Source organism: Vibrio sp. 10N.286.52.F8 (assembly GCF_041468745.1).
Classification (GTDB): Bacteria; Pseudomonadota; Gammaproteobacteria; order Enterobacterales; family Vibrionaceae; genus Vibrio; species Vibrio crassostreae_C.
The window spans coordinates 79,411-92,225 of record NZ_JBFRJF010000025.1 but is presented as its reverse complement, the minus strand read 5'-3'; the positions used below and the strand labels follow the sequence as shown (position 1 = coordinate 92,225).

Genomic DNA, 12,815 nt, shown 5'->3' with positions numbered 1-12,815 from the left:
ATGAATGCAGAAACTTAACGTGAAAGGTCCCGAGTAAAGATGAGTCCCGAAAAGCACCTCCTAGATTGGCAAACTAGTCAAACCATTGCTGAATCCATCGCTCCAACTTTAGGTCAGTTATACCGTCAAAAAGGCGTAGAAGTTATCCTCTTTGGTAAGACCTTAGTTAACGCGACAACTATCGACATCATCAAAGCTCACCGCATCGCAAAACGTTACACTGGTTCTCCTCTTACAGCAGAACAGACTCAACCTATTATTCAACACCTTCTCTCTATGGACTTATCTCCATGTCGTATTGATGTTGGTCGCCTTGCGCATTCATTCTGGCAAGATCGCGAACACACACATGGGTTGGATGATTTCCTACAAACTGCACTTATCGAATCGCTTGAAGGCGATGCAATGACAGAACCTCGTGACGTTGTATTGTACGGTTTTGGTCGTATTGGCCGACTGCTAACTCGTCTGTTGATCGAGAAAAGTGGCCCGGGGTACCCACTGCGTTTACGTGCAATCGTTGTACGCGGCGGCAAAGATGGCGACCTAGAAAAACGTGCAAGCCTGCTTCGTCGTGACTCTGTACACGGCCAATTCAACGGCAGCATTGTTGTAGACCAAGAACGCAAAGCGATCATCGTTAACGGTAACTTCATCCAAGTTATCTACGCAAACAAACCAGAAGAAGTGGATTACACGGCTTACGGTGTTGAAAATGCACTTGTGGTTGATAACACAGGCGTATGGCGTGACGCGGAAGGCCTGAGCCAACACGTTACGTGTAACGGTGCGAAGAAAGTGCTACTGACTGCACCTGGTAAAGGCGACATCAAGAACGTGGTATTTGGTGTGAATGAAAATGTTATTCAGCCAGAAGACACCATCATCTCTGCAGCAAGCTGTACTACTAACGCAATCACGCCAGTATTGAAAGCGGTTCACGACAAGTTTGGCGTGCTGTCTGGTCACATCGAAACGGTGCACTCATTTACCAATGATCAAAACCTAATCGATAACTTCCACTCGGGTGATCGTCGTGGTCGTGCTGCATCATTGAACATGGTACTGACATCGACTGGCGCTGCTAAAGCAGTATCAAAAGCGATGCCGGAAATGGAAGGTAAGCTAACAGGTAATGCGATTCGCGTTCCTACGCCAAACGTTTCAATGGCAGTTGCGAACCTAAACCTTGAGAAAGGCACAAACAAAGAAGAGTTGAACGAGTACCTGCGTGAAATGGCGCTGTCTTCTGCTTTGTCTGCACAAATTGATTACACAGACTCGACTGAGATTGTATCTACCGACTTGGTTGGCTCTCGTCACCCAGGTGTGGTTGACGGTGTGGCGACTATCGCACAAGACAACCGTGCCGTGCTGTACATTTGGTACGATAACGAGTTTGGCTACAGCTGCCAAGTTGTTCACTGTATGGAACAGATGATGGGTGTACGCTACAAGACATACCCAGAAGTTTAATTAACTTCGCTCTTGTAGATACGTCCACCGCAACAAGCTCCACAACATAATAACTATATCTGCGAAGTCTGTATGGACTTCGCAACCCCTTTTGTTTTACTCCCCCGTATAAACAAGAGGGTTGCCACTTAGATCTGCTCTCTCTAACTGATCTAGGTGGCCTTTTTACATCTAGCGCCCTAACTTTTATCGCTATAATAAGATCTTGTCTTCATCACTCTTGCACAGCTTTACGTCTGTTATAACTCAACCTCAACATCTGACTGAATCGAGCTTGAACATGCAAGCACGTAGCCCTGTTCAATCTGCTCTGGCGTCAATGTTTCTTGGCTGCTTGATTCCACAGATCCTTTGGTCACTTTGCATTTACACGAACCACAAATCCCACTACGACAAGCGATAATAATTGGAACGCCTGCTTTTTCTAATGAATCCGCCAATGGTGTGCCAGTTTCCGCTTCAACTTCAGCGCCGAACGCAGGCACAAATACCTTAACAGCACTATTCGTATCGTCAGCAATTTCGGCGTTTGACGCTTCTGATTGAGCATCCTGAGTAGCAGGAGTAAAGCTTTCTTGATAGAAGTTATCCATGTTGAACTCAAGCTCTTTCAGATAACTCTCAATATCTTGCATGAAGCCGACAGGCCCACACAGGTAAACCGTTCTATCTAAGATATCTGGGCTCAGTTTCACCAACCAGTTTTTATCTAAACGACCTTGAGGGGCGGTTGTTCCTTCGTTGTCTTTTAACAGCAGTTTTAAGTTGAAATTCGCATGTGATTCATCGAGCTGATGAAGTTCTTGAAAGTAGATAGTCTCAAGCTTGTTGCGTGCCATGTGGACGAAATCAATCTCAATGTCACTGTCACTGTCACTGTCTTGAGACAGCCAATATTTTACCATCGCCATTACGGGTGTAATGCCACAGCCCGCACTCACTAGCGTTACTTTCTTTGTTGCCGTTGGCATGCAATCAATACAGTTAAACGAGCCTGCCGGCTTCAACACAGAAACCTCGTCACCTTCATCAAGCTCATCAACAATAAAGTTCGAAACCAAGCCACCTTCCACACGCTTGACCGTCAACTTCAGGCGGTTATCTTCGGGGCAAGAAGCCACGGAATAAGCACGGTAATCCGTTTTCGTCGGCATATCTAAACCCAAGGTGATGAACTGACCGGGCTTAAAATTGAAATGTAAATCTTGTGGAATACTGCCAAGCTCAAAGCTGACCGTATCTGGCGTCTCGTGCCATTTCTTTAAACACACTAAATTGATTGAATCGCTATCCGACCATGCATACATAGTTCACACACCTCACTGATACTAAAGAATTAAATCTAAAAAGCCCCGCCGCTGCACGTTCCTAGAGTTAAGCCGCTAAGATTGTTTTAAGATCTTGCTCTGGCGTTGAGATAGAACGCATATCGAACTCGTCTTGAATAATCTTTAGTAGGTTTTCAGTTAGGAATGCAGGCGCTGTTGGGCCTGTGTAGATACCTTTCACACCCAGTGCGAACAGAGTAAGCAGGATAACGATCGCTTTTTGCTCGAACCAAGAAAGAACAAGTGTTAGTGGTAGTTCGTTGATGCCACAATCAAACTCTTGAGACAGCGCAAGAGCAAGCTGAATCGCTGAGTATGCATCGTTACATTGGCCAACATCGAGCAGACGTGGAATACCGTTAATGTCGCCGAATTGGTTTTTGTTGAAACGGAATTTACCACATGCCAATGTCAGGATTACTGAATCTTCTGGCGCTTGAGCTGTGAAATCTGTGTAGTAGCTACGTTCAGATTTATCGCCGTCACAACCACCCACTAGGAAGAAGTGTTTGATGTTGCCTTCTTTCATTTGTTCAACAACCGCAGGCGCTGCTTCCATCAAGGCGTTACGACCAAAACCGACAGTGATCATTTGCTCGATCTCGTCATGCTTAAAGCCTTCTTGCGCAAGAGCACAATCGATCACTGCACTGAAATCGTCACCTTCAAGGTGAGCAACACCCGGCCAGCCTACGATGCTACGCGTAAATAGGCGGTCAGCGTACGAGCCCACATCTGGGTTAAGCAGACAGTTAGATGTCATTACGATCGCACCTGGGAAGTTCGCAAATTCTTTTTGCTGGTTCTGCCAAGCGCTGCCGTAGTTACCCGCAAGGTGTGGGTACTTGTTTAGTTCAGGGTAGCCGTGTGCAGGTAGCATCTCACCGTTGGTGTAAACGTTAATGCCCTTGCCTTCCGTTTGTTGAAGGATCTTTTCTAGATCATGCAGGTCGTGACCAGAAACAAGGATACAGTGACCTCGCTTCGTCTTCACATTCACGGTTGTTGGTTGAGGGTGACCGAAGGTATCTGTCTCGCCTTTATCCAACATTTCCATGACCTTGTAGTTCATTAAGCCGATCTGCATAGACGTATCTAACAGTTGTTTTAGGTCTGATGGATCTGTACCTAGGAACGCCATGATTTCATGGTATTCAGCGAAAATAGCATTATCAGTTTGACCAAGAACACGTGCGTGCTCCATGTAAGCTGCTGCACCTTTTAGACCGTATAGGCAAAGAAGGCGAAGACCAATCACATCTTCGTGTTGAGAGTCGTGACCACGGTTTACCGCCGCTTGAGGGGCAAGCGCCAATAGCTCTGAAGAGTCCGTTGGAAGGTCGAATTGAGCAGCAGCAGAAAGCGCTGGGATCTCAAAACCAATCAATGTCGCTGCCGCGCGAACCTGTTGCTCTAAACGCTGCTTGAATTCATGGGACTGTTGTGCGAATTCGATGATACGAGCAGGGTCGAAGTTAACGTTGGTTAGTGTTGCGAAAAACGCTTTTGGCGCCCACTCGTCGATTTCAGTATCAATAACATCACACGCACGGCCCAAATTGGCCCAAAAAGAAACACCTTGAAGAGAATGCACCAACACGTCTTGAAGGTCGGATACTTCCGAAGTTTTACCACACATACCTTGTGCGAAAGAACAGCCTTTTACGGTTGGGGTTTGAATTGTTTGTTCACATTGAATACAGAACATATAAGGGCTCCAGTAATTTTTATTAACTGTAAGTACTTTGCTTACAGTGACTTATTCCAACCCCTATAGAGCATCAAGCGTGCCAACTTTTAACATATTGATTTTATTAAACTTAGTTTTATTCCATGTTTTTAGTGCGTGATTATGACTACATATAAACTCCCTAACAGCACACATCCGTGTCATAGTGACTCTCAGAGATTTATTAACGGCGTTCATGTTTCGTTCAGAATAGAAGCGATAAAGTAACAACATAGAAAAAGAGGAATGAATATGAAAAATATATTAGTTACGATTGTTGCATTGTTTACTGGCCTTTTGGCGTTATTCACAAGCTTGATCCTTGCTATTCCTTTAGCTATTGCAGCTTTAATTACTGGCAAGCGCATTCAGAATCAAATGAAGAAACAAGGTTTCGCAGCTCATATGAACACTCGTCAGTCATCAACCAATGATGCCGGTGTTATTGAAGGTGAATACGAAGACCTTTCAAGCAAAAAGTAACCTAAACTTTAGTTTCAGACATAGTGAAAGCACAACAGAGACAAGATTACATAATGCAAAGAAAGCCCCTCCTAGCACTGCTGGCCTTAACGACTTTAAGTCTCGTTGGTTGTTCCAACGAGACACCGATACCCGCTTACGAAACATCTCCAGACTTGCCTAGCTATCAGCAAGACAGCTTTGATGCCTACGTCAATGACACACAAGATTGGTTATTGAAAAACCGCGTGTTCATGACGGAAGACAAGCAACTCGAGATCCAACTCAATTCACCAACCGAGTATCAACCAACCTCGCCAAACGGCAAGGCGGTATTATTGGTTCATGGATTAGGCGACTCACCTTACTCATTTAAAGACATCGCTACCCATTTGGCAGAGCAAGGTTACTTAGTGAGAACCGTATTACTTCCGGGTCACGGCAGTCGCGTGGGTGATTTAATGCAGCCGAGCCTAGAAGATTGGCAAGGTGTGGTGGCTCACCATACGAAGTTACTTGAGCAAGAGTATGATTCTGTTTGGCTAGGCGGCTATTCAACCGGCGCGAACCTCGTGACTTCACAGGCGATGAACGATCCAAAGATCTCTGGGTTACTGCTGTTCTCACCTGCGTTTCAACCGAGCTCGTCTGCCGTTCAATACGCGGGACTAGCAAGCTACTTTGTCACTTGGGCGGATCAAGATCCTGAAGACAATGTGTTGCGTTACAACTCGTTGCCAATGAATGGTGCATCGGTTTACTACGAGACATCAGAAGTCGTACGTGGTGACTTACAAGATAAACACTTCGATAAACCAGTTTTTATTATGATGAGTGAAGGCGACAGCGTGATTGACACCAACTACGTTCAGCAAGCCTTTACTGAATCTATGCCGAATCCAAACAATGTGTTGGTTTGGCAAGGAGAGACGACTCTCGAGGATCCTCGCGCTGTTCAGTACAGCATGAAGATCCCAGAGCAACGCATCTCGAACGGCTCTCACATGGGCTTACTGTTCTCACCAAACAACCCTTATTACGGAATCAATGGTAGCGAGAAGATTTGCTCCAATGGTCAGGCAGAAGGGTTTGAAGAACAATGCAATGCAACCAGTGAGGTTTGGTACTCAGCTTGGGGCTATCGTGAAGAAGGGAAGAACCATGCGCGTTTGACCTACAACCCCTACTTCTCAGACTCGATGGCGAAGCTAGATGCCGTACTGAACTCTGAAGGCTAATAAGCTCAAGTCTTCCAAAAGCTAATCCAGAGAAATCAAAAAGGCTCACTAGATAACGTCTAGTGAGCCTTTTTTAATGAGTGTCGTTTCTGGTGAACGTCTAGGGTCTGTTGACCTTTAGAGCTGATTTTTGCAGCACTTTGTGGGAAATTTCTACAAGGCAGAGGCTTTGAAGTGTAGCTAGCCTACATGAGAAGCCGATAACGCAGTAGAAATGAACCACAAAGGCTGCCCGAAGGGTTCGGCTAGAATCGTTTTATGCTTTGTTAAGAAGTATTAACTTAGAATGACTAGGCTACATACTCCTTGCCGCGCCTAAAACGATTCTATCTCGAACAAAATTTAACCACTAAAAGTTAACAGACCCTAGTTACTTATTCTTATCGTTTACTGCTATATCGTCCACACCACGCGAACAGCAAGCAGGATCAGCACCACGCCAGATAGTCGATCAATCAACTGAGCTTTCGAGCGAATACGTTCAACAATCAACGGGCTAGACAGTACCAAGGTGATAAAGGTGTACCAAAGGCCGTCGACAATCAGCGGCGTTGAGACAATAATCACTTGATTGGTCAGTTCATTACCTAGCGCTACAAATTGGCTAAACAGAGCGATGAAGAACAATGCGATCTTTGGGCTCAAGATAGAGATCAAGAAAGCCTCACGAGCAGACTGCATGTAACTCATCTTTTCACCCGCTTCTAATTTCGCGGCAACACCACCTTTCGAACGTAACGCATTAACGCCAAGATAAAGCAGATAAGCAGCCCCCGTTAAGCTAATACCTTTAAATAACATTGGGGATTGCTCAAGCACAACGGCTAAACCAACAATGGTTGCGAACGCATAAATACCGATACCAGCAGCGTGTGACCAAGCTGCGATAAGCCCGTTCATACGGCCACCAGCCAAACTGTGTTTAGCGATCATCGCCAAGCTTGGGCCCGGAGACATTGCACCCAACAAGCAAATCGCTAATAAAGAAAACCAAATTGTTACTGTCATCATTCCATTCCTAATAAAATAAAGCGTTCCAGCTGAACGCTCTACGCTTAATACTCAATACTTGGCACTTACCATAATTCGCAGGAGGTATTATTTGAAATCAAAGATTATCATCACACCTATGATTTCAAGTCATACTGATATTGTAACTCGACTTTTGCATGGCTTGGAATGCTTTTTCTCGCGCCCATTTGTGGGCAGAGTCGTTGTCATATTTAGGATGCCACATTAACCAATAGGTATGCATTTCCGTATCAAATGGCAACGAAAAGTAGGTAGTATCGAGGTGTCGACCTAGGTTATAGGCGATATGTTCTGGCACGATCATCAGATAGTCGTCTTGCAATAACACAGTACCAGCAGATGAAAAGAACGGAACCTGTAAAGCCACTCTTCGCTTCAGCCCTTGCTTCTTCAATGCTATGTCCGCGTAACTGTCTTTATCTCCACCACCCGTCACTTTGATGTGAGAGTAGTGAACAATATCTTCTGCACTCAAAACCGCTTGTTGAGCCAGCGGGTGCGACTTTCGCATCAAACACACCGACTTATCTTCACCAAGTTTGATACTTGAGACATGTTCTGGCTTTGTGGGAAACATACTGGAAGCCAAATGAATCCCAGACTCGTTCAGTGCTTCAAGGTAGTTTGGCTGCCACAATCGATAAGCCAGATTAATGTTCGGCGCTTCAGCAGACACCTCTGCCACAATCACAGGAAGAATATACTGAGCGACATAATCACTCGAAGACAACACCAATTCACCCTGCCAGTCTTGCGGCTCGAAGGGTTTATCATCTAACAGGTGGTCAAACTCGCCAAGCAGGTCGTCGAGTTTACCTTTGAGTAGCAATGCACGGTTGGTCGGCACCAGTTTGTTGCCGTCACGGACCAGCAAAGGGTCGCCACACAAATCACGTAACTGGCTGAGCTGACGGCTCACCGCGGATTGTGTGATATGCAAACGTTGGGCGGCACGGCTCACATGACACTCTTCAAGAAGTACATGCAGTGAACGCAGTAGGTTTAAGTTGATATTGCCTAACATGAATGCACCGTCGCATTCTGTTTGTTGAAAAACTCGGTCAAAACCGTATGAGTCATTAAGTGGCGAAGATCCGGGTAACTTTGCAGCTGATCGCGAACTCGGTTCAAGCTCTCCATGCTTTCCACTTCCACGTACAACATCATATCTGTCTCACCGCTAATAGAGTGGCACCATTGCACCTCATCAATACTCTGGATTTGTTTCGCGTAAGACTCACAACTATGGTCACTACTCGACATGTCGAACTTCAACAAGATATAAGCGCACACATTCTTCGTTTGGTTGGGTTCTGCCACTTGAGCGCAGTAGCCCGTAATCACTTTGTCGCTTTCCAGTTTCTTGATTCTGGCGTTCACCGCTGAGCGCGAGAGGCTGACATCTCGGGCGATATCGCTCACTGAGCATCGTGCATTGGTTTTGAGAATATCCAAAATCTGGCGATCAAATTTATCCATGCTTCTGATTCTTTTCATTTATTGTTCTATTTATAACGCCTAATTTGACACAACTTTCCTACTTATAACAGCCATTCTGACAGCCGACACTTTCACACTGAATCGGATTAATACCGTTAAAATGACGGTGTCTTACGACGTTTCGCTAGCTGTATTATTGATGTCAACAATGTATGCTCTCAATCATAACTTCTCACACACCAGAAGAAAGTTACTGGAAGACCGTGACCAGAATCAAATAGCTAGGAGAGCGAATGACACAACTCAAACAAGAAATCACGCTTATTTCAGGAATCGGACAACTCTCGACGACCTTGCTAGGCACTGGATTATTTATGATCCCTGCGATCGCAGCAGGCATTGCAGGACAGTTGTCTCTTCTCGCTTGGTTAATCCTGTTTATCGCTATTTGCCCGATTGCACTGACCTTCGCATCATTAGGAAAACGCTACCCGAATGCAGGTGGTACTGCCTATTTTGTGCGCCAGGCGTTTAGCGAGCGATTAGAAACAAGCGTGGCGTGGTTGTTTGTGAGTGTTATTCCTGTCGGTATTCCAGCGGCCATTGCACTGGCTGGTGGTTTTGCTCAACAATTGTTACCCGCACCTCTCGATACACCACTTGGTGCTCAATCCTTTACCGTCGCCCTGCTTATTGCCGTCAATTTGATGGGCAGTAAATCTTCTGGCCGACTGCAAACCGTGATCGCATTGTCGATTTTTGCCTTAGTCAGCGCTTTTGTTTGGAAAGCCGACATCACGGCAACCGATGTTGCTCTTCCTGCCATCTCATCCAATTCAATGTGGTCTATCGGCGCTGCTTTAGCTGTCATGTTTTGGTGCTTTGTCGGAATAGAAGCTTTTGCTCACATGGGAGAGGAATTCAAAAATCCACAACGTGACTTCCCAATCGCCATCATTGCAGGCTGTTTTGTTGCGGGGCTAGTGTACTGGGCTTGTTCAGTAGTGATTCTTAAGCTGGGTGCTTTCGGTTCATCTGAATTCGATGCCGCATCCATCCCTTGGGTAACAGAACAACTGTTTGGTAATGGCTTCAAAACCGTCATCAGCGTGCTGGGGTTCTTTGCTTGCTTTGCCAGCCTAAACCTTTACACACAAAGCCTGTCTCGGATGATCTGGGCTCAGGCCCGCCAACACAGCCCTGCAAGTCGAATGGCTCAACTGAACAGCCGCGGCGTACCGCTCTACCCAACGTTAGCAATTGGCTTTGTCGTGCTTATTTCGTGTGTGATTGGTGAGCTGTCTAATTTAGACCTTGAGTTCTTTCTCAAGCTCGCCAACGGTATTTTTGTTCTGGTTTATCTGCTCGCAATGTTAGCCGCTTGCCGATTACTAACAGGCGCATCTAGATACACTGCCATGCTTTCATTGGTCATCTGTACCTTGGTGTTTATCTGTTTAAGTTGGTCGATGCTCTATGCTGTGACTGTTTTTGTGACATTGTCACTCCCTTGGCGGAAGTGGCTAGGTAAAGGTAAACCCACCGTCTCTATCGACAAGTTGTAACTCGATTCGTGATGAATCAGAAAATGGTAAACAAGCCCTACCAATATTACTGATAAAAAAGCCGAGCGATCTGTTTGATCTTCGGCTTTATGTCAGCCAATCGGATATTTCCAAACCCCAACACCACCCCACTCCAATCACGAGCATCACTTGATCCATATTCATAAAAATCAAACGGACGAATGATGATATTTTCAAGCTCAGCTCTATGACTCCATTCAGTCTCAGATATACCTTGATACCACTTCACGGTCACATGTAGCCCTGCTGCCTGACTGATCACTTCAAGATCACCGTTAAACTCGCTTTCAATCGCTTCTATCATGGCTTCATACTTGAGTTTGTATGACCGACGCATCTTTCTAATATGACGCAGCAAGTCGCCTTCTCGAACAAAATCCGCCAAAGCTTCCTGTGTGTGGGACGCCGTGTCTCCAGTAAGCGCGTCTTTGATCTCAAGACACTTCGCCACCAGACTTTCTGGTACCACTAAGTACCCTAATCGAAGGCCATTGAACATAACCTTACTCAGAGAGCCGACATAGATGATGCGATCATCGAACCCCAACTTTCCCGCCAACCCTTGCATGCAGGTATAAGGGCGATGAGCAAACTGGAACTCACTGTCATAGTCATCTTCAATGATCCATGACTGATGTTGATTGGCCCAATCGATCAGTTTAAGGCGCTGCTCAGTATTTAAAGTCGTGCCCATTGGGTATTGGTTACTCGGTGTGACATACAGAGCCTTAGCATTACTGGCCAACACTTTCTCAATATCCAACCCCACCTTTTCACGCACACTTACACCTTCTAACTCTAGTCTCAACAGATCGATAATTTTATGTACTTGTCGATAACCGGGTTCCTCCACGAGGATTTTGTCGCCCATCGCTAACGTTGCCATTAATCCGATTGAGATGGCTTGCTGCGCACCTGCGGTGATGATGATTCTGTCGGCATTACAATGAACGGAACGACTGCTTGCAAGATACCCACTCAACGCTTCCCTCAAGGCTGAGCTTCCCTGAACCTCTTGATTGCCCGCAATGTTCTGACGTGTAGAGTGACGTTGCAGCAACCTCTGCCATTTCGCAAAAGGGAACGCATCTAAGTCAGGAACTCCTGGGGCAAAGCTGCGGTTAATGTCGTTAGGTGTCGCTATGTTTGTACTCGGTTTACTGACTGTTTGTTTGACCTTCGGATCCTGAACACTGTTTGGCTTAGACAAACTTAGAAAGTGTTCTGGTTGTTCAACCGAGACATAAAACCCTGAGCCTTGCTTACTCTCGATATAGCCTTCAGTAACCAGTTGTTCGTACGCATAAATCACCGTATTTCGACTCACCGATAACTCGACAGCCAACTTACGTGTTGAAGGTAACTTACTGCCCTTGCTCCATAAATCTTGAACGATCTTCTCTCTTATCGCGTGGAACAAGGCGGTTTGACGCGTGCCGTGTTGTTCGTCTAACTGTAGATCACCGACATCGATAGGCTGCATAACTGGATCCAAATAGTGTTTAAAAGTGGCTCTATTTAATAGACCAGTTAATCGCTACATTAATCAAAAGGCAATGATTAAGGAGCGATTATGTTATCTAACACGAAAAGAACCACGATTAAAAAAGGGGCTCACAAAGCCGTATTTGAACAAGAGAAACTGCACCAAATTATTGATGAGAGCTTAATCGCACACATTGCATTGCAGGGCGAACAAGGACCAATGGTCATCCCGATGCTCGCGTGGCGAGCGGGTGATATAGTCTACATTCATGGAGCTAAAAACAGTCGCCTACTAAAAGGACTAAAAAAGGGAGAACCAACCTGTTTAACGTTCACCTTGTTCGATGGTTGGGTGCTGGCTCGTTCGGCATTTCATCATAGTGCGCATTATCGTTCTGCTGTGGTATTGGGGTCATTTTCAGTCATCGATGACAATCAAGAAAAGGATCGCTTGTTGAATATCTTTATTGAGCAAATCGCACCGGGCAGAACCGATGAAGTGAGGCTCAGTAATGAAAAAGAACTCACTGCGACCGAGTTGTTGGCGATACCTTTAACAGAAGCTTCCGTGAAGATTGGTAAACATGGAGTGAATGATGATAAAGCCGATATGGACATTCCAGTTTGGGCTGGCGTATTACCCTATAGAACTGTTGTTGGGCCGTTAGAAACCGTTCCAGAACAAGAAGGCATCATTGAAACACCAGATTACCAACAAGCTTATGGTGAACGCTGGTATCAGAATTAACACTCGAAGATGGTGAACTTGATAAAATTGTATACAATCTGAATTACAAAAATTTAACATGACTCAATAATGTAATCAGACGATGAAAACGAACAAGGATATTCTGCCGTTTCAAGGCTTGCTCAATGGCATTGGGCAAGTCTATTTCACACCGTCTATCATGACGTCGACTTTGCTGTTGCTTGCCATTTCTATTGAGTCACTGGCGCTGGCTTTTCTTACCTTACTTGGCGCCAGTTGCAGCTATGCATTAGCTTTCTATGGCTATATGTACACCAACACCAACACCAA

At 45.5% G+C, this 12,815-nt stretch carries 12 protein-coding genes; 6 read left to right on the top strand and 6 right to left on the bottom strand.

The window, feature by feature from the left end; all coding sequences use genetic code 11:
• Positions 1-39: 39 nt before the first annotated feature.
• Positions 40-1,476, top strand: a complete 1,437-nt coding sequence (locus AB4133_RS13620) for a glyceraldehyde-3-phosphate dehydrogenase (protein ID WP_372224755.1) — start codon at positions 40-42, stop codon at positions 1,474-1,476.
• Positions 1,477-1,715: 239 nt separating this feature from the next.
• Here the strand turns inward: AB4133_RS13620 and AB4133_RS13615 are convergent, their stop codons facing one another.
• Positions 1,716-2,783, bottom strand: coding sequence for a 2Fe-2S iron-sulfur cluster-binding protein (locus AB4133_RS13615; protein WP_372116971.1), 1,068 nt, complete (start codon positions 2,781-2,783; stop codon positions 1,716-1,718).
• A 67-nt stretch (positions 2,784-2,850) separates the two neighbouring features.
• On the bottom strand, positions 2,851-4,512 hold the full coding sequence (gene hcp / locus AB4133_RS13610) for a hydroxylamine reductase (protein WP_372224753.1): 1,662 nt from the start codon (positions 4,510-4,512) through the stop codon (positions 2,851-2,853).
• A 273-nt stretch (positions 4,513-4,785) separates the two neighbouring features.
• On the opposite strand from hcp, the gene AB4133_RS13605 reads away from it, so the two are divergent.
• Both AB4133_RS13605 and AB4133_RS13600 read left to right on the top strand, forming a co-directional pair.
• Positions 4,786-5,016 carry a hypothetical protein gene (locus AB4133_RS13605; protein ID WP_017061777.1) on the top strand — a complete coding sequence of 77 codons (231 nt, stop codon included), beginning with the start codon at positions 4,786-4,788 and terminating at the stop codon, positions 5,014-5,016.
• A 53-nt stretch (positions 5,017-5,069) separates the two neighbouring features.
• Complete coding sequence (locus tag AB4133_RS13600) at positions 5,070-6,233, top strand: carboxylesterase (RefSeq protein WP_017061778.1); 1,164 nt, start codon at positions 5,070-5,072, stop codon at positions 6,231-6,233.
• A 393-nt stretch (positions 6,234-6,626) separates the two neighbouring features.
• Here AB4133_RS13600 and AB4133_RS13595 read toward each other — a convergent pair whose 3' ends face one another.
• The 3 genes from AB4133_RS13595 to AB4133_RS13585 all read right to left on the bottom strand — a co-directional run bounded on the left by AB4133_RS13595 (position 6,627) and on the right by AB4133_RS13585 (position 8,744).
• Positions 6,627-7,241: a LysE family translocator gene (locus tag AB4133_RS13595; RefSeq protein WP_372224819.1), complete on the bottom strand. Its 615-nt coding sequence runs from the start codon at positions 7,239-7,241 to the stop codon at positions 6,627-6,629.
• 127 nt (positions 7,242-7,368) lie between these two features.
• On the bottom strand, positions 7,369-8,289 hold the full coding sequence (locus tag AB4133_RS13590; protein ID WP_017061780.1) for a LysR family transcriptional regulator: 921 nt from the start codon (positions 8,287-8,289) through the stop codon (positions 7,369-7,371).
• Positions 8,283-8,744 carry an Lrp/AsnC family transcriptional regulator gene (locus tag AB4133_RS13585; protein WP_017061781.1) on the bottom strand — a complete coding sequence of 154 codons (462 nt, stop codon included), beginning with the start codon at positions 8,742-8,744 and terminating at the stop codon, positions 8,283-8,285. Before AB4133_RS13585 ends, AB4133_RS13590 begins: the two co-directional genes overlap by 7 nt.
• 254 nt (positions 8,745-8,998) lie before the next feature.
• On the opposite strand from AB4133_RS13585, the gene yjeH reads away from it, so the two are divergent.
• Complete coding sequence (gene yjeH / locus AB4133_RS13580; protein ID WP_017066490.1) at positions 8,999-10,270, top strand: L-methionine/branched-chain amino acid transporter; 1,272 nt, start codon at positions 8,999-9,001, stop codon at positions 10,268-10,270.
• A gap of 46 nt (positions 10,271-10,316) precedes the next feature.
• On the opposite strand, the gene AB4133_RS13575 is transcribed toward yjeH, so the two are convergent.
• Positions 10,317-11,774 (bottom strand): PLP-dependent aminotransferase family protein, encoded by a 1,458-nt coding sequence (locus AB4133_RS13575; RefSeq protein WP_065585005.1) that lies wholly within the window; start codon positions 11,772-11,774, stop codon positions 10,317-10,319.
• A 90-nt stretch (positions 11,775-11,864) separates the two neighbouring features.
• On the opposite strand from AB4133_RS13575, the gene AB4133_RS13570 reads away from it, so the two are divergent.
• Both AB4133_RS13570 and AB4133_RS13565 read left to right on the top strand, forming a co-directional pair.
• Positions 11,865-12,524 carry a pyridoxamine 5'-phosphate oxidase family protein gene (locus AB4133_RS13570; protein WP_372224751.1) on the top strand — a complete coding sequence of 220 codons (660 nt, stop codon included), beginning with the start codon at positions 11,865-11,867 and terminating at the stop codon, positions 12,522-12,524.
• An 82-nt stretch (positions 12,525-12,606) separates the two neighbouring features.
• The coding region (locus AB4133_RS13565; RefSeq protein WP_372163855.1) for an urea transporter at positions 12,607-12,815 on the top strand (209 nt) is incomplete at its 3' end.

Coding starts and splice junctions, on each gene's coding strand:
- AB4133_RS13595 (WP_372224819.1), bottom strand. CDS start 7,241: ATGACAGTAACAATTTGGTTTTCTTTATTAGCGATTTGCTTGTTGGGT.
- yjeH (WP_017066490.1), top strand. CDS start 8,999: ATGACACAACTCAAACAAGAAATCACGCTTATTTCAGGAATCGGACAA.
- AB4133_RS13585 (WP_017061781.1), bottom strand. CDS start 8,744: ATGGATAAATTTGATCGCCAGATTTTGGATATTCTCAAAACCAATGCA.
- AB4133_RS13600 (WP_017061778.1), top strand. CDS start 5,070: ATGCAAAGAAAGCCCCTCCTAGCACTGCTGGCCTTAACGACTTTAAGT.
- AB4133_RS13620 (WP_372224755.1), top strand. CDS start 40: ATGAGTCCCGAAAAGCACCTCCTAGATTGGCAAACTAGTCAAACCATT.
- AB4133_RS13570 (WP_372224751.1), top strand. CDS start 11,865: ATGTTATCTAACACGAAAAGAACCACGATTAAAAAAGGGGCTCACAAA.
- AB4133_RS13575 (WP_065585005.1), bottom strand. CDS start 11,774: ATGCAGCCTATCGATGTCGGTGATCTACAGTTAGACGAACAACACGGC.
- AB4133_RS13590 (WP_017061780.1), bottom strand. CDS start 8,289: ATGTTAGGCAATATCAACTTAAACCTACTGCGTTCACTGCATGTACTT.
- hcp (WP_372224753.1), bottom strand. CDS start 4,512: ATGTTCTGTATTCAATGTGAACAAACAATTCAAACCCCAACCGTAAAA.
- AB4133_RS13615 (WP_372116971.1), bottom strand. CDS start 2,783: ATGTATGCATGGTCGGATAGCGATTCAATCAATTTAGTGTGTTTAAAG.
- AB4133_RS13605 (WP_017061777.1), top strand. CDS start 4,786: ATGAAAAATATATTAGTTACGATTGTTGCATTGTTTACTGGCCTTTTG.